19 protein-coding genes and 1 pseudogene are annotated in these 21,185 nt (G+C 68.6%); 13 read left to right on the top strand and 7 right to left on the bottom strand.

Going from position 1 to position 21,185, the window contains the following annotated elements:
• Positions 1-111 precede the first annotated feature (111 nt).
• The 3 genes from HL658_RS02875 (at position 112) to HL658_RS02865 (ending at position 2,563) form a co-directional block, all read left to right on the top strand.
• Positions 112-600 carry a Fur family transcriptional regulator gene (locus tag HL658_RS02875; protein ID WP_180280366.1) on the top strand — a complete coding sequence of 163 codons (489 nt, stop codon included), beginning with the start codon at positions 112-114 and terminating at the stop codon, positions 598-600.
• Complete coding sequence (locus tag HL658_RS02870) at positions 597-1,784, top strand: CobW family GTP-binding protein (RefSeq protein ID WP_180280365.1); 1,188 nt, start codon at positions 597-599, stop codon at positions 1,782-1,784. The genes HL658_RS02875 and HL658_RS02870 overlap by 4 nt, the downstream gene beginning before the upstream one ends.
• Before the next feature lie 77 nt (positions 1,785-1,861).
• Positions 1,862-2,563: a hypothetical protein gene (locus tag HL658_RS02865; protein ID WP_180280364.1), complete on the top strand. Its 702-nt coding sequence runs from the start codon at positions 1,862-1,864 to the stop codon at positions 2,561-2,563.
• Positions 2,564-2,608: 45 nt separating this feature from the next.
• Here the strand turns inward: HL658_RS02865 and dksA are convergent, their stop codons facing one another.
• A complete protein-coding gene (gene dksA, locus HL658_RS02860) occupies positions 2,609-3,025 on the bottom strand; it encodes an RNA polymerase-binding protein DksA (RefSeq protein ID WP_180280363.1) in 417 nt (138 codons plus the stop codon).
• Between the two features lie 147 nt (positions 3,026-3,172).
• On the bottom strand, positions 3,173-3,589 hold the full coding sequence (locus HL658_RS02855) for a flagellar assembly protein FliX (RefSeq protein ID WP_180280362.1): 417 nt from the start codon (positions 3,587-3,589) through the stop codon (positions 3,173-3,175).
• Positions 3,590-3,842: 253 nt separating this feature from the next.
• Between HL658_RS02855 and HL658_RS02850 the strand changes: the two genes are divergently transcribed.
• The 7 genes from HL658_RS02850 (at position 3,843) to HL658_RS02820 (ending at position 9,703) form a co-directional block, all read left to right on the top strand.
• Positions 3,843-4,976, top strand: coding sequence for a flagellar basal body P-ring protein FlgI (locus HL658_RS02850; RefSeq protein WP_180280361.1), 1,134 nt, complete (start codon positions 3,843-3,845; stop codon positions 4,974-4,976).
• Positions 4,976-5,341 (top strand): rod-binding protein, encoded by a 366-nt coding sequence (locus HL658_RS02845; RefSeq protein WP_180280360.1) that lies wholly within the window; start codon positions 4,976-4,978, stop codon positions 5,339-5,341. The genes HL658_RS02850 and HL658_RS02845 overlap by 1 nt, the downstream gene beginning before the upstream one ends.
• Positions 5,334-5,852, top strand: a complete 519-nt coding sequence (locus HL658_RS02840; protein WP_180280359.1) for a flagellar basal-body protein — start codon at positions 5,334-5,336, stop codon at positions 5,850-5,852. The genes HL658_RS02845 and HL658_RS02840 overlap by 8 nt, the downstream gene beginning before the upstream one ends.
• A gap of 37 nt (positions 5,853-5,889) precedes the next feature.
• Complete coding sequence (locus tag HL658_RS02835; RefSeq protein ID WP_180280358.1) at positions 5,890-7,893, top strand: flagellar hook-length control protein FliK; 2,004 nt, start codon at positions 5,890-5,892, stop codon at positions 7,891-7,893.
• A gap of 30 nt (positions 7,894-7,923) precedes the next feature.
• On the top strand, positions 7,924-8,670 hold the full coding sequence (locus HL658_RS02830) for a flagellar hook assembly protein FlgD (RefSeq protein ID WP_180280357.1): 747 nt from the start codon (positions 7,924-7,926) through the stop codon (positions 8,668-8,670).
• 144 nt (positions 8,671-8,814) lie between these two features.
• Positions 8,815-9,147 carry a CtrA inhibitor SciP gene (sciP, locus tag HL658_RS02825; RefSeq protein ID WP_180280356.1) on the top strand — a complete coding sequence of 111 codons (333 nt, stop codon included), beginning with the start codon at positions 8,815-8,817 and terminating at the stop codon, positions 9,145-9,147.
• Positions 9,148-9,253: 106 nt separating this feature from the next.
• A complete protein-coding gene (locus tag HL658_RS02820; RefSeq protein ID WP_180280355.1) occupies positions 9,254-9,703 on the top strand; it encodes a MaoC family dehydratase in 450 nt (149 codons plus the stop codon).
• Positions 9,704-9,708: 5 nt separating this feature from the next.
• Here HL658_RS02820 and HL658_RS02815 read toward each other — a convergent pair whose 3' ends face one another.
• Entirely contained in the window at positions 9,709-10,236 is a 528-nt protein-coding gene (locus HL658_RS02815) for a hypothetical protein (RefSeq protein ID WP_180280354.1), read from the bottom strand.
• Between the two features lie 394 nt (positions 10,237-10,630).
• On the opposite strand from HL658_RS02815, the gene HL658_RS02810 reads away from it, so the two are divergent.
• Complete coding sequence (locus HL658_RS02810; RefSeq protein WP_180280353.1) at positions 10,631-11,281, top strand: TetR/AcrR family transcriptional regulator; 651 nt, start codon at positions 10,631-10,633, stop codon at positions 11,279-11,281.
• Here the strand turns inward: HL658_RS02810 and mmsB are convergent.
• Positions 11,253-12,161, bottom strand: a pseudogene (mmsB, locus tag HL658_RS02805) (3-hydroxyisobutyrate dehydrogenase); the annotation flags it as partial. The gene HL658_RS02810 and the pseudogene mmsB overlap by 29 nt on opposite strands.
• 54 nt (positions 12,162-12,215) lie before the next feature.
• Positions 12,216-13,715, bottom strand: a complete 1,500-nt coding sequence (locus tag HL658_RS02800) for a CoA-acylating methylmalonate-semialdehyde dehydrogenase (protein ID WP_180280351.1) — start codon at positions 13,713-13,715, stop codon at positions 12,216-12,218.
• A 96-nt stretch (positions 13,716-13,811) separates the two neighbouring features.
• Between HL658_RS02800 and HL658_RS02795 the strand changes: the two genes are divergently transcribed.
• Positions 13,812-14,729 (top strand): LysR family transcriptional regulator, encoded by a 918-nt coding sequence (locus HL658_RS02795; RefSeq protein ID WP_180280350.1) that lies wholly within the window; start codon positions 13,812-13,814, stop codon positions 14,727-14,729.
• A 103-nt stretch (positions 14,730-14,832) separates the two neighbouring features.
• Positions 14,833-15,183 carry a hypothetical protein gene (locus HL658_RS02790; RefSeq protein ID WP_180280349.1) on the top strand — a complete coding sequence of 117 codons (351 nt, stop codon included), beginning with the start codon at positions 14,833-14,835 and terminating at the stop codon, positions 15,181-15,183.
• A gap of 473 nt (positions 15,184-15,656) precedes the next feature.
• Here the strand turns inward: HL658_RS02790 and HL658_RS02785 are convergent, their stop codons facing one another.
• Positions 15,657-16,334, bottom strand: a complete 678-nt coding sequence (locus HL658_RS02785; protein WP_180280348.1) for a LuxR C-terminal-related transcriptional regulator — start codon at positions 16,332-16,334, stop codon at positions 15,657-15,659.
• A gap of 223 nt (positions 16,335-16,557) precedes the next feature.
• Positions 16,558-21,072, bottom strand: a complete 4,515-nt coding sequence (locus tag HL658_RS02780; RefSeq protein WP_343054984.1) for a chemotaxis protein CheB — start codon at positions 21,070-21,072, stop codon at positions 16,558-16,560.
• Positions 21,073-21,185 lie beyond the last annotated feature (113 nt).

Here is a 21,185-nt window from a genome sequence, read left to right as displayed (position 1 = left end):
GGACTTTTTCTGGCGCTGGGAAGACCGGGGCGGCTCCATTGGGGCCGCCCCGTCTTTTTCGGCCCCCCTCCCCGCTTCCCATCCGCTCCCGGCGGTCGTATATGCACAGGCATGGTTCCGCCGTCCGACGCCGCCACGCACGACCACGACCACTGCATCCACGACGCGCTGACGCGCGCGGAGGCGCTGTGCGCCAAGCGCGGGGCGAAACTGACGATCCTGCGCCGCCGGGTGCTGGAGCTGGTGTGGACCGGCCACAAGCCGCGCGGCGCCTACGCGATCCTCGAGGATCTGAGCCGGGCGGAGGGCAAGGCCACCGCCCCGCTGACCGTCTACCGCGCGCTGGAGTTCCTGGTCGAGCAGGGGCTGGTGCACCGCATCGAGTCCCTGAACGCCTACATCGGCTGTCCCGAGCCGGGGGCCGCCCATTCCGGGCAGTTCATGGTGTGCGAGCGCTGCGGCGACGCCATCGAGATCGACGATCCCCGCATCCGCGCGGCCATCGCCGCGTCGGCCGCGGAGCACGGGTTCCGCGTGATCCGCCCCACGGTGGAGGTGCGCGGGATCTGCCCCCATTGCCAACCGGAGACCGACCGTTGAGCGAACACGCCCCCGCCATCCGCCTGCCCGTCTCCGTCCTCACCGGTTTCCTGGGCAGCGGCAAGACCACCCTGCTCCAGGCGCTGCTGCGCCATCCCGGCATGGCGCGCACCGCGGTGGTGATCAACGAGTTCGGCGAGGTCGGGCTGGACCATCTGCTGGTCGCCAAGGCATCCGAGAACATGGTGGTGATGGACAGCGGCTGTGTCTGCTGCACCATGCGCGGCGATCTGGTGAACACACTGCGCGACCTGTTCCTGAAGCGGGTGCGCGGCGAGGTGCCGGAATTCGACCGGGTGATCGTGGAGACCACCGGACTGGCCGACCCGGCGCCGATCATCCACACCATGATCGCCGACCCGCTGCTGGCCGCCCGCTTCCGGCTGGACGGGGTGGTCAGTACGGTGGACGCCGCGCACGGCATGTCGCAGCTCGACCAGCATCCGGAAAGCGTGAAGCAGGCCGCGGTGGCCGACCGCATCGTGCTGACCAAGACCGACGTGGCGGTGCCGACGGCGACGCTGGCGCTGATGAAGCGGCTGGAGGCCATCAACCCCGCCGCCCCGGTGATCCCGGCGGCGCATGGGCAGGTCGATCCGGACGCGCTGTTCAACGCCGGCCTCTACAACCCCGCCACCAAAAGCCCTGACGTCGCCCGCTGGCTGAAGGAGGAGGCCTACCGCGACGAGCAGCAGCACGGGCACGGGCACGACCATCACCACCATGATCATGACCATGGGCACGAGCATGGCCATGAGCACGGTCACGATCACGATCACGATCATGACCATGATCACGAATACGGTGAGCATTGCGGCCCGGATTGCGGGCACGAGCACCATCACCACGACGCGAACCGCCACGACGACCACATCCGCGCCTTCTGCATGGTGGTGGACGAGCCCATCCGCTGGAACGGCTTCGTCGATTTCATGGAGGCGCTGATCACGCTGCGCGGGGCCGACATCCTGCGCATCAAGGGCATCCTGAACGTGGTGGAAAGCGAGATGCCGGTGGTGGTGCACGGCGTGCAGCACATGTTCCACCCGCCGGTGCGGCTGGAGGCGTGGCCGGACGACGACCACCGCTCCAAGCTGGTCTTCATCACCCGCGACGTCGGGCAGCCGGTGATCGAGCCGATGTTCCGCCAGTTCGTGCAGGGCGAGGGAAGCGCCACCGCCTGATCCGGCACACGTACGACTTGGCAAGACCCCCCGATCGAATCTAGCATCACGGGAAACTCCGCCGGAGGGAACCCGCGATGCGCGCTTCCACCTTAATTCTTTCCGCCTTCACCCTCGTTCTTACGGCGTGCGCGACGGCGCCGGTCAACGAGCGCTCCGCCTATGACCAGTCCATCCATCAGGCGGCGGTCTTCACACCGTCGGCGGTCAGGCCGCTGAAGCCTCTCACCTACCCGGTGAAGGCCGCGACCTACACCACCTACACGCAGTGGGCGGACGGGCGCGTCGGTCAGGCCGTCACGCTGAGTCGCGACACCTGGGTGACCATCGAGCCGGAGCTGGCGGACGCCTGCCGCAACTTCCCCAAAGCGGAGCTGATTCCGCGCCTGAACCAGTTCCTCGGCCTGCAACCGGCGAACGACAACGACCGCAAGCGCATGTTCGTGCGCCTGAGCATCGATCAGCGGCAGCCGGTCGGCCCCACCGGCCAGGGTATCTTCCGCCCCTGCGCCGACCCCGACCCCACCGCGACCAGCTGCGGCAACAGCCTGATCGGCACGCCCGCCTACACGCAGTGGTTCGCCGGCACTATGGTGTCGTCCTACGCCGTGGGGTCCGACATGAAGTCCACAGGCTTCCCCTGGACGCGGCTGGGCTACACCTACAACTGGGCGCCGGACGCAGCCGATCCGCGCGGCGCGCAGGAATACGTGATCCCCGCCGGCAGCACCGTCACGGTGGCCGCCATCGTCACGCCGGAGGCGTTCTGCGCGCCCTGAGCACTCCGCGACGACTGGACCCTTTCCCGAGGCACGGGAGAGGGTTCAGTCGTCGCGCTGGGTGCGCTCCATGCGCTCATGGCGTTCCTGCGCCTCGAGACTGAGCGTGGCGATGGGGCGGGCGTCGAGCCGGCGCACAGCGATCGGCTCCCCCGTCTCCTCACAGTAGCCGTAGCTGCCGTCGCGGATGCGTTCCACGGCCGCGTCGATCTTGGCGATCAGCTTGCGCTCGCGGTCGCGGGTGCGCAGCTCCAGCGCACGGTCGGTCTCGGCCGACGCACGGTCGGCGATGTCGGCTTCCTGGATGCCACCTTCCTGGAGGCTCTGAAGGGTTTCCTCCGACTCGGCGAGGAGTTCGGCTCTCCACTTCAGCAGCTTCTGCCGGAAATACTCCTTCATCAGGTCGTTCATGAAGGGCTCGTCGTCGGACGGCTGATAGTCGGGCGGCAGCTTCACTGTCATGCGCGGTCATCCAAACGCGGTGGGGGTAGCCGGGCGGCGCGGAGTATAGGTAGGCGCAGGGCCGCCCGCAACCCTGCGGATGATCCCGCAAAGCCGGACAAGCCCTTGGAGAATGGGAGGGAACACACGCCGCCGCGGGCGCTTGCGTCAGGAGGTGAGTTTTGCCAGTTCCACCTGGGCGCGCAGGTCGATCTCGTCGAGGATTTCGGCAAGCCGGGGATCGTCCACCTGCACCCGGCGCGACTGGACGACGCGGGCCAGTTCCACCAGCTTGGCACCCGGCAGCACCCCGGCCAGCAGGCCGTGGCGGATCTCCTCCAGCTTGTCGAGCATCTCCTGCGCGCGCATCTTTCCACGGGAGGCGCGCGCGGTGGCGTCGTCCACCTCCTGCATCGCCAGAACACCGGACAACGCGTTCAGCGGCGAGGCCGCGTTGACACCGGCCGCCGCCGGGGCATCGGCGGAAAGCTGCTTCGCGAAGCTGGCGCCCGAACCGCCTTCGGCCTTGCCGGTTCGACGAACCGACGCATTGCCGCGAAGTTTTCCGGGTCCTTCGACTTTCATGTTCGCGCAACCGGTGTTGGAGGAACTGGCTCATAACAGATGGAACAAGCTTAACATCCGGTCAAGGCATGCCGCAATCGGGCAAAATTTGCCGCCCTCCTGTGGCGAAAACTGGACATTCGGGCTCGCCGTCTGGAAGGGATTGCCGGCTGTTCTCCCGGAACGGGCATTGATCGGCGTTCCAACGGTTGGCACGGCCTCTGCATGGTTGGCGCAGCCCCGGTCAAAGGACCGTCGCCTGGAGTATCGCCGCATGAACGCCGCCCCCGTCACCCGCCTGTTGCTCGCCCTGGCCCTGCTGGCCGGCCTCGCCGCCGCCGTATTGCCGGGAACGGTGTTCGCCAACTCCGCCCGTATCAAGGATGTGGTCGATGTGGAGGGGGTGCGCGACAACATGCTGGTCGGATACGGGCTGGTGGTCGGTCTCAACGGCACCGGCGACAGCCTCAACAACTCGCCCTTCACCCAGCAGAGCCTGATCGGCATGCTGGAGCGGATGGGCGTCAACACCCGCGGGGCCAACCTGCGCACCAAGAACGTCGCCGCCGTGATGGTGACGTCCAACCTGCCGGCCTACGCCGCCCAGGGCACCCGCATCGACGTCAACGTCAGCGCCATGGGCGACGCCAAGAGCCTGCTGGGCGGCACGCTTCTCGTCACGCCGCTGATGGGCGCGGACGGCGAGGTCTATGCGGTGGCGCAGGGGCCGATCGCGGTGTCCGGCTTCTCCGCCCAGGGACAGGGGGCCAGCGTCACCCGCGGCGTGCCCACCGCCGGCCGCATCGCGTCCGGCGCCATTGTGGAACGTGAGATCGAGTTCTCGCTGGCCGAACTGCCGGTCATCCGGTTGTCGCTGCGCAACCCCGATTTCACCACCGCCCAGCGGGTGGCGACCGCCATCAACACCCAGCTCCGCCGCAACGCCGCCCAGGCCACCGACCCCGCATCGGTGCTGCTGACCGTGCCGGAGCCGCGACGCGGCGACGTGGTGGGCCTCGTCACCGAGATCGAGCAGCTCCGCATCACGCCGGACCAGGTGGCGCGCGTCGTCATCGACGAGAAGTCCGGCGTGATCGTGATGGGCGAGAATGTCCGGATCTCCACCGTCGCCATCGCCCAGGGCAACCTGACCATCCGCATCACCGAGACCCCGCAGGTCAGCCAGCCCGGCCCCTTCAGCCAGGGACAGACCGCCGTGGTGCCGCGCACCGACATCCAGGTGGACGAACAGTCCGACCGCCGCATGACCGTGATGCCCTCCGGCGTCACCCTGCAGGAGTTGGTACAAAGTTTGAATGCGCTGGGAGTGGGCCCGCGCGACATGATCAGCATCCTGCAATCGATCAAGGCCGCCGGTGCCCTGCAAGCCGAAATCGAGGTGATCTGATGGACGCCGCCCTCTCCCTTCCCACCCTCCCCACCCCGCGCGTCCACCCGCTGGTCGAACGCGCCGGGCTGGACCGTCCGGCCCTGCGCCGCGACATGGACGAGAGCAAGGTGGACCCCGCCACCCGCGCCAAGCTGCACAAGGCGGCGAACGAGTTCGAGGCGACCTTCGTCAGCCAGATGGTCAGCACCATGTTCGAGGGGCTGGAAGTCGATGAGACCTTCGGCGGCGGCCATGGCGAGGAGATGTTCCGGTCCCTGCTGGTGCAGGAATACGGCAAGTCGGTGACCCAGCGCGGCGGCTTCGGCCTTGCCGGCCCGGTCTATCAGGAACTGTTGAGGGCACAGGAGGCCGCCAATGGATAAGGTCGATGTCCGCTTCCCGCAGAAGCCCAAGCCCGCCGCCAACCTGCCGAAGAACGCGGAGGAACGGGCGGTGGCGCTGACCGACCTGATGGAGCGGCTGTCCGCCCATCTGACCCGCGAGACCGCCGCCATCCACGGCCGCCGGCACCAGGAACTGGCGGAACTGGTCAAGGCCAAGCAGCCGATGGTGCTGGTGTGCGAGGAGGTGTCGCGCATGCTGCGCATCGACCGCGACGGCATGGCCGCCCTGCCGGCCCCGCTGAAGACGCGGCTGAAGGCGGCCAACGACGCCCTCAACGCCGCCGTGCACGAGAACGCACTGGCGCTCCAGCGGATGACCGAAGGGCAGAAGCTGCTGGTCGATACGGTCGTCACCGCGGTCCGACAGGCGCAGCAGTGTCTGAAGCCGGCCTACGGCCCGGCCGCTGCCGGCTACCGCCGCACGACCTACGGGTCGGGGCTGGCCGCGCACGGCTCGATCGCCTCGGCCGCGCTGAACACCACTCTGTAGCCCGCTCCCGCCCGCCTTCTGCCAAGGAAACTCCCCGATGGACGTCCGGTCGATCTCCTCCCAGTCGCTTTTCGACGCGCTGACCTCCGGCCAGACGACCGGCGACAAGGACGACGCCTTCGCCCGCATGCTGGACCGGCTGACCCGCCCGCGGGAGGAGCCGGTCAGGGCTGCCACGTCCGAGCGGGAGCCGGTGCGACCCTCCATGCGCGACCGCAACCGGGCCATGGCCGATGCCGACGCCCAATCCCGGGCCGACGCCCAGGCGCGGACCGAGGCGCAACTCCGCGCGGATGCCCAGGCACGCGCCGACGAGCGCCGCGCCGACCGTGAGCGGGCGTGGGAGGAGAACGCCCCCCGGAACACGACCGATGCCCGCGCCCCGCAGCCGCGTGAAACCGCCGCTCCGGTCGACCGGCAGCCGCCACGGCCGGAGGCGAAGACAGCCACGCAACCGGCAGCGCCCGCGGCCGACCGATCGGGGCCGGCGGCCGGCACCGACACCGCGGCACGCCCCGGGCCGGCCGCCGCGGATGCCGCCGAAGCGCCACAGGACGCCTCCGCCATCGCCGAAGCGGGCCCCGATGACGAAGCGGCTGCGCTCGACGACGCACCGGACGAGCTTGTGGGCGCCGATGGCGCCCAGGCCACCGAGGTGACGATCGAAGCGACCGTGACGGTGACCGAAACCGTGATCACCCTGATCGGCCCCGGCCAGACGATCGAGCTGTCCAGCCTGCATTCGGACCTGGAGGTCGACGTCACGGTGGAGGACGGCGTCGAGCCGGCCGACGGAACGGCCCCGCTGCTGTCGGCGGACGCTGGCGATCCGACCCTGCCGCTGCAGGGCGGCCCCGGTGAGGATGCGCTGCCGGACGCGAATGCCCCGGATTCCGGCGTGATGATGCCCACCCCGCCGTTGGCCGCCGACCCGGCCCTGACCGCCGCGCCCACAGAGGCGGCGGAGGCCACGGCGGACACGCCGGCCACCGACGACGAAGCCGCGGTGCCGGCAGCGCCGGCCGCCGTGACCACCGACGCCGCCGACGCGGTGCCGGAGGAGGCGGTCGCCGCTGCCGTGGCGGCCCCGGCGGCAGCCCAAGCCCAGGCCCAGGCGTCCGACAGCTCCACGGAAAAGCTTGCCGCCGCCGCGGCAATTCCTGCCGACAAGGCGGCAGCCAATGCCGAAGCGGCTGAGCCGAAGACCGACGACGCCGCAGCGCCGCCGGCCGACGCCGCCGACATCCCGCGCTTCCAGGACGTCGCCGCCAACGACGCGGCGGGCCGCCGCGGCCACGGCAACGGCGAGGAGCGGCCCAGGGACGGGGCCGCCAAACCCACCGCCACAGCGGTGCCGGCCGACGGCGCCCAGAGCACCCAGCCACAGCCCACCGCCCCGGCCGCCACCCCGACAGACGCCACGGCATCGAAGCCGTCCATCGATCCCGCCACGGTCGCGCCGGCTCCGACCGCACACCCCGTCGCCGCGCTGGACGGTGCGTCGTCGTTCGATCACAGCACCACCCCCATCGCCATCCTGGAAGCCGCCCGCGGGCCGGCCGCGACCGATGCGGCATCCCCGATCATGACGCTGCGCGCCGGACGCGGGCCGCAGGCGCCGATGGGCGTGCACGATCAGATCGCCGTGCACATCCAGAAGAACGTCAAGGATGGCAACGACCAGTTCACCATCCAGCTCCGCCCGGACGAGCTGGGTCGCATCGACATCCGGCTGGAATTCGGCCAGGACGGCAAGGTCAGCGCCTCGGTGGCGGTGGAGCGTCCGCAGACTCTGGAGATGCTGCAGCGTGATTCCCGCGGGTTGGAACGGGCCTTGCAAGAAGCTGGACTGAACGCCGACTCCGACAGCCTGAGCTTCAGCCTGCGCGGGGAAGGCAATCCCTTCGAATCCCACGGCCAGGGCGCCCGAAACGCCGGCCGGGGGCGGCGTGGAGGCGGTGCGGCCGAACCGGACGAGGCCGCCGACCTCGCCGCCTACACGATGACCCTGGCCCCCGGCCGCGTCGATGTCCGTGTGTGACGTCGGCGCGCTCCGACAAGGAACACGACGATGGCGACCGACACGATTTCCGGCACAAACACGCTGCTGAACCAGTACGGCACGGTGAAGCAGACCGCGAACACCGACAACGTCAAGAAGGCCACCACCGACACGTCCGACTCGGGCAAGACGCAGACCGCTCTGCAGGGCCTCGGCGACAACTTCGATCAGTTCCTGAAGCTGCTGACCACCCAGATGCAGAACCAGGACCCGCTGAAGCCAATGGATACGAACGAGATGACCAACCAGCTCGTTCAGTTCGCCAACGTCGAGCAGAACATCGCCACCAACTCCCGCCTCGACAAGCTGGTCAAGCTGCAGGAGAACTACACGACCAGCGGCAACCTCTTCTATCTCAACCGCGCCGTCGAATACAAAGGCGACACCTTCCAGTACACCGAGGGGATGACGTCGATCGAGCTCGGCTACGAGCTGGACAAGAGCGCCAAGTCCGTGCGCGTCGATATCCTGGATTCGCAGGGCCGCCTCGTCAGCTCGACCAAGGGCGACACGAAGACCGGCTCGAAGCACGCCTTCGTCTGGGACTTCAAGGACGATCAGGGACGCGCCGTGCAGCCCGGCAGCTACCGCATCAACATCGCTCCCACCAGCGAGAACAAGGACGAGACCATCAAGACCACCACCTACACCAAGGGTCTGGTCACCGGCATCGATTACAGCAAGACCGGCGAGACGGTGCTGAAGACCAACAACGGCGTGAACGTCGAGATTCCCGACGTCGTGTCGGTGAGCTGAGGCGCCACCCAGGGCGCGCCCGTGTAGCGGGCATAACGCTTTGCACCCAAAGCATTACCCCAGGCGTTTAGGGTTTTGTTAAGCCGCTACCCCTAAAGTTTGCGTGCATTTGGGGAGCCTGAAAAGAAGGTGGAGCGGCAGGGAATGTCGTCGCGCGAGACAGATTTCGACGCCGATGGCTCAGACGGAGCGTTGGTCATCAGCCCGACGGGACGACCCATGACCGAGCACGATCTTCCGCCGCCGGACACCAAGCGCTGGGTGATGCGCCGCAAGGCGGAGGTGGTCGCCGGCGTGCGCTCGGGCCTGATCAGCCTGGAGGAGGCCTGCCGCCGCTACACGCTGTCGGTGGAGGAGTTCCTGTCCTGGCAGCGGCTCATCGACAGCCACGGCGTCCGAGGCCTGCGCGCCACGCGTCTCCAGGATTACCGCGGGGCCAGCCTGCTCCACGCCGGCGACAACCGCGCCGCCGAGTAGGCCCGCCGTCCGGCGCATTCCTCCCCCGCTTCCCCGACAGCCGTCACGCCACCCCCTTCCGTGATAGGAAGCGGCATGGCGACGCGGCGATGGACGGGAGTGGAGCATGCGATATCTGGATGACCTTTCGGTCGGCGATGTCTTCACCGGTGGACCGGTGACCGTGACGACGGAGTCGATCAAGGCCTTCGCATCCTCCTTCGATCCGCAACCCTTCCATCTCGATGAGACCGCGGCCGAGGCAAGCCTGTTCCGCGGTCTGGCCGCCAGCGGCTGGCACACCGCGGCCATGACCATGCGGATGATCGTGGATGGCGGAGCCGACCTAGCCACCGGCTATGTCGGACTCGGGATCGAGGAGATGTCCTGGCCCACGGCCGTCCGCCCGGGCGACACGCTGCGCATCGAGAGCGAGATCCTTGCGGTGCGCCCCTCCGCCACCAACCCGACCCGTGGCATTGTCCGCATGCGCACGACCACCTTCAACCAGGCGGGGGCGGTGGTGCAGCGCTTCACCGCCAACCTGCTGGTGCCGTGCCGCCCGTCGGAGTCGTGAGTGCCCTACCCCGTCGTCGCCGCGCGGAAATTCAGCAGGCTGGGCGCCTTGTCGATGATCTCCTCGAGGATCAGCGACGCGGTTTCCAGATCGCGGTCGAGATCGGCCCCCATCTTGCCGGCATAGTTCGGACGACGCAGCCTTTCGCTCGCGTCGTGCAGGCTGCGCAGTTCCTGCAGGAAGATCTCGCGGGCGCCCATGGGCAGGATCGGGTTGGCCGACAGCACGAAGAAGAACCGCATACTCGCGCGCACCAGCAGCGCCAGCATCACCATGTCCAGCCGCTCGAACTGGTCGCGCAAATCGTCGGACCTTGCGTCGGCCAGATTGCGCAGCCGCTGCTCGATGAGGATGACCAGGGCTTGGAATTCGCCGACCTTGTCGCGGAACTCCCGATAGGCGTGAAAGCTGTGCTTGGTGGCCTCCACTTCCGCCATTTTGGCGAGTTTGGCGGCCTCACGGCACTGCCGCTCGAGGGCTCCGAGCAGTTCCTTGACTTCGCCGCGGGTGTATTTGCGCTTTCCGTTGCTCATACCTGCGGTCCACGAGGCGATTGGTTCTCGTCCTGATACCACAGTATCGACCGCGAAGTCATGCCCGCGACCCGGTGCGGACGCAATGCCCACCGCACCCCGGTCCCGGTACTGAGCGGGGGAAGGGACCGAAGTGCGGCAGACAGTCGCAGCGAACCCGGCGGGGGACCGGGATCACACCCCGGCCGCCCGCCGATGGGGGGCGGCGAAACGGCCGGGAAGCTGGAACCGGGGCCGATCCGGATATCCGCATAGGGGGAACGGAAATTCGGACTGAACCGTACGGTTCAACGTTGCATCAGCATGCCGCATGGACCATGTTCGGTCAACATTGAACTGTACGGTTCAGTCCGTAGCATGGCGGACATTCCGGAAACGACGAGGACGTGGCTTCATGACCGGGCTGATGGCCCCCAACGCGCAACCGGGCAGCAAACCCGCCGTGATCCTGGACGCGGCGGTGCGGCTGTTCCTCGACAGTGGCTTCGGCAATGTCAGCATGGATATGGTGGCGCGCGCGGCCGGCGTGTCCAAGGCCACGCTCTACGCCCATTTCCGCAGCAAGGACGAGCTGTTCGCGGCGATGATGGCGCAGCGCTGCGACGGGCTGATGGACGGCATGGGGTGCGAGGCTCTGTGCGGCATGCCGGTCGCCGAGGCACTCACCGTGATCGCCCGCCGCTTCTTCACGCTGCTGCTGTCGCCCAAGACGTTGGCGGTCCACCGGGTGGTGCTGGCGGAATCCCACCGCTTCCCGGAGTTGGCCCGGGCCTTCTACGAATCGGGGCCGGCGGTGGCGATCGGCCGCCTGTCGGCCTTTCTGGCGGACGCCGACCGCCGGGGACGGTTGACCGTTCCCGACTCCGAACTGGCGGCCGAGCAATTCCTGGGCATGCTGAAGTCGCACCTGCACCTGCGCCTGCTGCTGGGCATGGAGCAGGTGCCGGACGAGGCCGAGATCGCCCGGTTCGTGAACGGGGCGGTCGGCCTCTTCACCCGCGGCTACGCGCCGGCGGTCAGCCCGCCTGCCCCTTCAGGAAGTTGATCACGCCGGAGAAATCGTCGCCGCCGTGGCCGGCCGCGTCGAACAGGGCGTAGATCTGGGCGGCGTGGGCGCCGAGCGGCGTGGCCGCCGCCACCTGCTGTGCCGCCGCCTGGGCCAGCCGCAGATCCTTCAGCATCAGGGCCGCAGCGAAGCCGGGCTTGTAGCCGTTGTTGGCCGGGCTGGCCGGCACCGGGCCGGGCACCGGGCAATAGCTGGTGATCGACCAGCACTGGCCGGACGAGGTGGAGGCCACGTCGTACAACGACTGGGTGGACAGCCCCAGCTTCTCGGCCAGCGCGAAGGCCTCGCACACCCCGATCATCGAGATGCCGAGGATCATGTTGTTGCAGATCTTGGCGGCCTGCCCGTTGCCGGCGTCGCCGCAATGGATCACCCGCTTGCCCATCGCTTCCAGAACCGGCCGCCCGCGCTCGAATGCGTCCGCACTGCCACCGACCATGAAGGTCAGGGTGGCCGCGGTGGCGCCGCCGACGCCGCCGGACACCGGGGCGTCCAGCGACAGCATGCCCGCGTCAGACGCCAGGGCGTGCGCCTTGCGGGCCGATTCCACGTCGCAGGTCGAGCAGTCGATGAACAGCGCCCCGGTGGCGGCCGCACCCAGCACGCCCGAGCCGTAGACGTCGAGCAGATGCTTGCCGCTCGGCAGCATGGTGATGACGACGTCCGCCCCGGCCGCCGCCTCGGACGGAGTTCCCGCCACCGACGCCCCGGCCGTCCGCGCGGCATCCAGCGCCGCCACCGACAGGTCGAAGCCCCGCACCGTGTGGCCGGCCTTCACGAGGTTGGCGGCCATCGGGCCGCCCATGTTGCCCAAGCCGATGAACGCGACCGTCGCCATGCGATTCTCCCGTGTTTCTTGGTCTTGTTTTGATTGCGGGGCCGGGACATGCCCGACCCCGCCGCGGCGTCCTTGTCAGCCCATGGTGGGGATGACGAAGCTCGCCCCTTCCTTGATGCCCGACGGCCAGCGCGAGGTGACCGTCTTGGTCTTGGTGTAGAAGCGCACCGAGTCGGGACCGTGCTGGTTCAGGTCGCCGAAGCCCGAGCGCTTCCAGCCGCCGAAGGTGTAGTAGGCGAGCGGCACCGGGATCGGCACGTTCACGCCGACCATGCCCACCTTGACGCGGCTGACGAAGTCGCGCGCGGCGTCGCCGTCGCGGGTGAAGATGGCGACGCCGTTGCCGTACTCGTGCTCGTTGGGCAGACGGATCGCGTCCTCGTAGGTGTCGGCGCGGACGACGGAGAGGACCGGACCGAAGATCTCCTCCTTGTAGATGCGCATGTCCGGCGTCACGTCGTCGAACAGGCACGGGCCGAGGTAGAAGCCGTTCTCGTAGCCCTGCATCTTGAAGTCGCGGCCATCGACCACGAGCTTGGCACCCTCCTGGATGCCCAGGTCGATGTAGCCGCGCACCTTTTCCAGAGCGGCCTTCGACACCACGGGGCCGTAATCGGCCGTCGGGTCGGTGGACAGGCCGACGCGCAGCGACTCGACCCGCGGCACCAGCCGCTCCATCAGCCGATCGGCGGTGGCCTTGCCCACCGGCACCGCGACCGAGATCGCCATGCAGCGCTCGCCGGCCGAACCGTAGCCGGCGCCGATCAGCGCATCGACCGTCTGGTCGAGGTCGGCGTCGGGCATGATGATCATGTGGTTCTTGGCGCCGCCGAAGCACTGCACCCGCTTACCCGAGGCGCAGCCGCGGGTGTAGATGTACTCGGCGATCGGGGTCGAGCCGACGAAGCCGATGGCCTGGATGTCGGGATCGTCGAGGATGGCGTCGACCGCGGTCTTGTCGCCGTTGACCACGTTCAGGATGCCCGGCGGCAGGCCGGCTTCCAGCATCAGCTCGGCCAGCTTCAGCGGCACCGAGGGGTTGCGCTCCGACGGCTTCAGGATGAAGGCGTTGCCGCAGGCGATGGCCGGCGCGAACTTCCACATCGGGATCATGGCCGGGAAGTTGAACGGCGTGATGCCGGCCACCACACCCAACGGCTGGCGCATGGAGTAGATGTCGATGCCGGGGCCGGCCCCCTCGGTGAACTCGCCCTTCAACAGGTGCGGGATGCCGACGGCGAACTCCGCCACCTCGACGCCGCGCTGGATATCGCCGCGGGCGTCGGGAACCGTCTTGCCGTGCTCGGTCGCCAGCATGGTGGCGAGCTCGTCGTAGTCGCGCTCGACCAGATCGATGAAGCGCTTGATCACGCGGGCGCGGCGCTGCGGGTTGGTCGCCGCCCAGGCCGGCTGCGCCGCCTTGGCGTTCTCGACCGCGGCGCGCACCTCGTCCACGCCGGCCAGCGGCACGCGGGACGACACTTCGCCGGTCATCGGCGTCAGCACGTCGCCGAAACGGCCGGAGCGGCCCTGAACCCGTTCGCCGCCAATGAAATGATACAGTTCGGTCGCCATAGGGCGTCTCCCCTCGGTAATTTTGCGGGACAATGCCATTGTTCCCGGCGCACAGCGATGCGAAGTTTCTCGCACCCGCTGTGCAGGAACAACAATATGGCGTCGATCCCCGGCCCCGTGAACTTCGATTGGAGCGACCTGCGCGCTTTTCTGGCGGTGGCGCGCACCGGCCGGTTGACCGCCGCCGCCCTGCGGCTGGGTGCGGACCACACCACGGTCAGCCGCCGCATCGCCCGGCTGGAGGAGGCGTTGCGCGCCCGCCTGTTCGAACGGCGCCCCGCCGGCTACAGCCTGACCACCCAGGGCGAGCGGCTGCTGCGAGCGGCGGAGGCGATGGAGAGCATCGCCATCGCCGCCCAGAACGACATCGCCAACACCGGCCTGTCGGTGTCGGGTGCGGTGCGCATCGGCGCGACGGAGGGGTTCGGCAGCTATTTCCTGGCGCCGCGCATCGGCGAGCTGTGCCGCCGCCACCCGGAACTGGAGGTGCAGCTCGTCGCCATGCCCACCCGCTTCAGCCTGTCCAAGCGCGAGGCGGACATCGCCATCAGCCTGACCCGCCCGCAGGAGGGGCGGCTGGTGGCCCGGCGGCTGACCGACTACCACCTGCGAGTCTATGCCGCTGCCGCCTATCTGGAGAGCCACCCGCCCATCGAGCGGCGGGACGATCTGCTGCGCCACGCCTTCATCGGCTACATCGACGACCTGATCTACACGCCGGAGCTGGATTATCTGGAGGCGGTCGGCCCCATCGCCCCCCAGGTCAAGAGCAGCAACCTGATCGCCCAGCTCCGCGCCACCGTCGCCGGCACCGGCCTGTGCATCCTGCCCAGCTTCATCGCTGCGACGGAGCCGACCCTGGTCCCCGTCCTGCCCGACGAGATCACCCTCACCCGCTCCTTCTGGCTGATCGTCCACGAGGATCTGCACCCTCTCGCCCGCATCACCACGACGGCCGAGTTCATCGCCGAGGTGGTGCGGCGGGAACGCGGGGTGTTCCTGCCGGAGTGCTGACGATCCGCGGCAAGCGGGGATTGGCCGCAGCCGTCCCCGCCCCTATCTCTTTCGCGGGTGCGAGAACGAGGGGTTCTCGCGATGCGGGCGGGAGACGATGCCGATGGGTGACGGAACGCGACGCCGCTGCGCGGCGGCCCTTGTCCTGCTCGCGGTGACGCTCGCCTCCCGGCCGGGGGTTGCGATGGAGTGGCCGTCACCCAAGACGACGTTCGTCAACACGGTGTTCTATGGAACGCTCTACGGCATGGCGGTGACCGCGGTGGGCGCCATCGGCCTCGGCATCAACGCGGTGGTGGCGCCCGCCTACGCCCCGGTCGCCCTCACCTTCGGCACCCCGGCCGTCATGGTGACGGTGATGTCCCGCGCCGTCCCCTGGGCCATCGCCACCGTCCCACCCTGGGCCGCGGACACCTACGACGGCTGGTTCGGCGAACCGCCGGAGGAGCCGTGATCCGGACGCCGGCGCTGTGCCGAACCCGCCGCCGATGACGGCAAATACCGCCCTCCGCCGACGCTATCTGTGAGGTCGCCGCAGCGAGGGTCGAAGGTGTTGGGATCGTCGACATGATCGAGGTAGCAGCCATCGGGACGTGGGTTATTCGGCACCACCCGGCGCCGCTGCTCCGGAGACGGATCCTCGACCCGGATCATGGCGGCGCGCATCACCTCGCAATCGTTGTAAGCGCTGGTTGCTGACCGCGAACTCCCCGCCAGCCGCTTTGAAAGTTGGCGAAGGACTTCTGGCGGATCACCCTTCGTCCGCTTGGCCCGATACCCGGCGACAGGGCCCGGTTCCATCACCATCGGCAGGCGCTCATTTTCGAGATTTTCCCCCGCGGCGCATTGTCCGGAGTCCCGGAGCGAACACGATCGACCTATGACCGGTTCATGGTGTCGGCGCCGACTTCGATGGACCCCACCACCCTACACCACCGCCGCGCGACGTCCTTGGCCCTCGGCGTCCGCAAAGCCGTTGTTGAGGCCCCATATGGCGGCCTGCGTGCGGTTCGACGCGTCGATCTTGCGCAGCAGGCTCTTGAGATGGACCTTCACCGTCGCCTCGGTGATCCTGAGGTGGTTGGCGATCACCTTGTTGGAATTGCCGTTCTGCAGACAACGCAGGATCTGCGCTTCGCGCTGCGACACCCCTTTGCGCGAGGTCGGCAGGTCGGCGGCGGCACCGTTCATCTTTCCGTTGATCAGCAGCGCGGCCAACGGGCTGGGGAATACCGTCTCCCCCATCATCACGAGCCGCAGCGATTGCGCCAGCGCCTCCAGCGATATGTCCTTCATCAGAAAGCCGTCCGCACCGGCCCTGATGGCCGTCGTCATCATACCGGCGTCCATCGTGCCGGTGAGCAGCACGACGCGCGCGTCCGGGCATGCGGCCTTCAATGATCGGACCAGGTCCGTGGAGTCGCTGATGCCGACGGGGTCGATCAGAATGATCTGCGGCGCGTCGGCCTCCAAGCCGACCTGGAGGGCCGCCTTGAGGGACGAGGCCTCCTTGACGATGTGGAAGCCCTGTTCCAGGAACAGCGCCTTCAGGCCCTGACGAAAAAGATTGTTCGTGTCTATCAAAGCCACCGAAACGGATGACATGGTTGGATGCTCCGGGAGGTGAATGAACCGAAATATCCTATTGTCAAAGAGGTGGGGCGGCGACTCACTCATTAGAGAACATCTTGCCATATTGGGCGGGTCATTCGGCGCCTGCGTTCGATCGAGACAGCGACTCCATAGGTTTCCAGGAATGGTCGAGGCCGTCGTCCGGCGCCGCGAAGGGCGGGATGCATGGCCTGCCGGCCTTCCATGGACAGCCTTTTCAGCCGGCGTCCGCATCGGTCGCCCCAGCCAACACCGCCAGAGCGCTACGCACGGCCGCGGAGAGTTCCGGCGGTGCCACAGGTTTGTGCAACAGCGAGAATCCGCTGCGGCTGGCGTCCCGGATCCGTTGGGGGGAGGTGTCGCCGGTCAGGATGATTCCGGGCAGGTCCATCCCGAACGCGCTCCGCAATTGCCGTATGGCGTCCGCTCCGTTCTCCTCGCCCCCCAGGCGGTAGTCGGCGATGACCAGATCCGGAGGTGCCCCGCGGGTGTGAATATTCAGCGCGGTGTCCCGATCCGTGGCGACATCCACATCGAATCCCAACTGTTCGAGGTAACGCCGGACGCTGTCGAGCACGACGGGATCGTCGTCGATCACCAGCACCCGCCGGCCCCGACCATCGACCGGCACCTCCGGGGACGGTTCGTCGATCGTGTCGATGCGGTCCGTTATGGGAACGGCCACCTCGAAGACGGAACCGCGGTCGGGTGTGGAGCGCACGCTGATCGGGTGGTCGAGCAGGGTGGCGAGCCGGTCCACGATCGACAGGCCGAGCCCGAGGCCCTGCCGCCGGTCGCGCCCGAGATTGCCGACCTGATGAAACTCCTCGAAGATCGCCGTGAGCTGCCCCGCGGGAATGCCGCGGCCGGTGTCCCAGACCTGGATGCGGACGGTGCCGCCGCTGCGGCGGCACCCGATCAGGACGCGCCCGCGATCGGTGTATTTCACCGCGTTCGCCAGGAGATTTTGCAGGATGCGGCCCAGCAGCTTGGGGTCGCTGCGCACGCTGATCGAGGTATCGACGCAGCGCAGCGTGAGCCCGGCGGCGCGGGCCAGCGGCTGGAACTCCTCCACCAGCCGGCCGATGAGCATACCCAGCCGGAACGACCTCGGCTGCACGTCCACCACGCCCGCGTCCAGGCGCGACACGTGCAGGATTTCATCCAGCATGGTGTGCAGCGCGGTCAGGGTGTTGCCGAGACTGGTCAGCAGCCGCGCCGCGTCCGGCGGCAGCTCCTGCGTGGAGAGCAGGTGATGGAACAGGACGGCCGCCTGCACCGGCTGGCGCAGGTCATGGCTGGCCGCCGCCAGGAACCGCGTCTTGCCGGCGCTCGCCTGCTCCGCGACCGCCTTGGCCGCGGCCAGCGCGCGCCGGGCGCGGAGGTGGCCGGTGACATCCTCGATGCCGACCAGGATCAGCCGCTCCGACCGGTTCAGGGGGCGCGCGTTGATCTGCAGCGTGCGCGGCCCCTCCTCGTCATGCCCGGCGTCGATCTCCAGCGCCTCGATGGTGGAGCCCTGCTCGATCATCGCCATCAGATGCCGGTCAAGGCCGGCGGTTCGGAACAGCCCGCCCGCCAGGCCGGCCAGGGAATGCCCGATCGTCGTCTCCGGCGTGGCCGCGAACATGCTGTAGTAGGCTTGGCTGGCGGAGGCCACCGTCAGCGCGGCGTCGAGCACCAGAAGCGGTTCGCGCACGGTATCGACGATCGCTTCCGCGAAATCCCGGGCGGCGCGCACCTTGTCCTGGATCGCCGCCCGCTCCACGGCAAGCCCCAGGATGTTCGCGACCGCCTGCACGAATTCCAGATCGTCGTCGCTGAAGCGGCCCGGTTGCCGGCTGTACAGCGCCAGGACCGACGGCCGGTTCGCGTCGTCCCCGCCGAAGGCGACCCCGATCCCGCTGGCGACGCCGGGCAACGGCGGGCCGCCGGGAACGCGACGGTCCGCCGCGAAATCGCCGACGACCAGGGGCTGCCGGGACCAGAAGACCTGTCCGACATGCGACGAGGGGTCGCCGGGCACGGGCCGGTCGGCACCGTCGGGCCGATCCCAGCCGAAGCCTTCCAGCAGCCTCATTTCCATGGCCTCGTCGGACGCCGTGAAGATCCCGACGGCGTCGGCTCCGAACGCCGTGGCGACGAGGGCCGGCACCGTGCTCAGCAGGACCTCCGCCCCCCCGTCCCCCAGCGCCTCGCGGCCGAGATCGGCGACCAGCTTCTGCTGCCGCGCCCGCTCCGCCAGGACGCCGGCCGTGCGTTTGAGCGCGGTGACGTCGCTGAGGGTGACGACGGTGCCCTCGATCCGGTTGTCCTGTGTGCGGTAGGGGTGGATGCGGCGCAGCAGCGTGACGCCGCCGTCCGCCTGCACCTCCCGCTCCATGGGCGACAGCGTGTCGAGGACGGACCGTATGTCCGCGATGAAGTCGGGGTCGCTGAAATGGCGGGACACGTCGGTGATCGGCCGCCCGACATCCGTCGGTATCAGGGAGAACAGGCGCGTCGCCGGTGCCGTGAAGCGCTTGATCCGCAGGTCGGGCGACAGGAAGAGCGTGGCGATGTCGGTGCTGGTCAGCAGGTTGGTGAGGTCGTTGGTCGTCACCTCCAGCTCTTCGACCTTCTCGTGAAGCTGGCTGTTGACCGTGCCGAGCTCCTCGTTCAGGGATTGCAGCTCCTCCTTCGAGGTCTCCATCTCCTCGCCCGAGGATTGCAGCTCCTCGTTGATCGACAGGATTTCCTCGTTGGCGGCGCGCAGGGCCTCGTTGGACGCCTCCAGCTCCTGGATGGTGGCGCTCAGGTCGTCGCGCGTCACCCGCAGTTCCTGCTCCAACTGCTCGATGACGGACGTTTCGGCGGTGGCCTGCGCGTCGTCCGCGGGATCGTCGCCGTCCGCCCGCGCCGCCTCCGCCCGCTCCTCGCGCTGGAAGGTGACCAGCACCAGCCGGTCGGTCGCCAGCGGCGGCCGTACCGGGACCACCGTGACGGTGACGGACGACAGGACCCCGGCCCGGCGCTGCCGCACCCCGGTGACGGTCACCCGGTGGTCGGACGACAGGGCCTCCTTCACCGCCGCGCGAACCTTCAGCCGAAGATCGCCGCGCATCATGGAGGTCAGGTCATGCGGCATTTCCCCGGTCGGCAGGTCGAGGAAATCGCCGGTCGGGCCGTGCAGGTACAGCAACCGGTGCTGCGCGTCGATCAGCACGGCGGCGGGAGCGAAGGCGACCAGCAGCGCCTGCCGCGTGATCTCCGCCGGGCTGGCGCGCGCAATGACCGGCGCCCTCTGGGCGACCCCGGCGGCGACGGCGGCCGAGCCCGGCAAGGGCGGGATGCGCCGGCGGCCGGTGCCCAGCTTGAGATACAGCCGCCACTTCTTCGACACCGGCATGAACAGGTCGGAACGCGACCCCGTGGTCTCCGCCGATCCCAGAAACAGGTGACCGCCATCGGCCAGGCTGAAATGGAACAAGTCCAGGATTGACCGCTGCACCGCCGTGTCGATGTAGATCAGGACGTTGCGGCAACTGATCAGGTCGAGGTTGGAGAAGGGCGGGTCGCTGATCATGTTCTGCGCGGCGAAGGTGACCGCCTCGCGCAATGGCCGGCTCACCTTGTAGCCGGTGGCCACCGGGACGAAGTAGCGGGCCAGCAGGGGTTCCGGCACGTCGACGGCGATGGTTTCGGGGTAGACGCCGGCCCGCGCGACGTCCAGCGCGTGGGTGTCGATGTCGCTGCCGAACACCTTGATGTCGCATTGGCTCTTCGCCGCCGCGCGGGCCTCCATCAGCAGGATCGCGATCGAATAGACCTCCTCCCCGGTGGCGCAGCCGGGGACCCAGACACGGATCGGCCGATCCGCCCCGCGACCGCGCAGCATGGGACCGACGATGGCCTCGTCCAGAATGGCGAACGCCTCCGGATCCCGGAAGAAGCGGGTGACGCTGATCAGGATGTCGCGGGCGAGTTGCTCGACCTCGCCCGGATGCGTTCCCAGGAAATCGCGGTAGCCGCGCATGCTGTCGATGTGATGGATGCCCATGCGCCGTTCGATGCGGCGGACCAGGGTGCGCGTCTTGTAGGCCCGGTAGTCGTGATGGTTGCGGGCCTGCATCAGCCGCAGGATGTGGTCGAGATCCTCGCCGTCGGGCAACGGCTCGTTCCCAGACGCCTCCGCGCGCAGATAGGGCTGCCGGATGTAGGCCACCAGCGCATCGGTCATGCGTTCCGGGCGCAGCACGTAATCGGCCATCCCGGTCGCGATCGCGCTTTGCGGCATGCTGTCGAACCCGGCCGTCGCCGGGTCCTGGACGACGACCAGACCGCCGGCCTCCTTGATCGCCTTCAGCCCGAGCGTGCCGTCGGCACCCGCACCGGACAGCACGACGCAGATGGCGCTCTGCCTGCGTTCGGCGGCCAGGGACCGGAAGAAGAGGTCGATCGGCAGGGACACGCGGTTCTCGGCCGGCCCGGTGACGGTGAAGCGATCCCCCGACATCAGCAGCACCTTGCCCCCCGGGGCGATGTAGATGTGGTCCGCCTCGACCGCCATGCCGTCCGCGGCGGTGTGGACCGGCAGGTCGGTGACCTTGGCCAGCAGATCCACCATCAGCGTTTCGTTGTTGGGCGTGCGGTGCTGTATGACCACGATCGCGAGTCCGCTCCGCTCCGGCATGGATTCGAGCAGGGCGATGATGGCCTTGAACCCGCCGGCCGACGCACCGATCCCGACCACGGCGACCGGTCCGCCCGGATGCCGTGAAGGGAAGGGTCGTGCCGGATCCGGCCGCGCGCCATCCAGGCCGGCGGAACCGTCGTCGTCGATCATTGTGCCCCCGAATCCGCCGA

The sequence above is a fragment of the Azospirillum oleiclasticum genome (assembly GCF_013423485.1).
GTDB lineage: Bacteria > Pseudomonadota > Alphaproteobacteria > Azospirillales > Azospirillaceae > Azospirillum > Azospirillum oleiclasticum.
The sequence above is the reverse complement of the archived record's forward strand: the minus strand, read 5'-3'. Positions and strand labels throughout refer to the sequence as shown.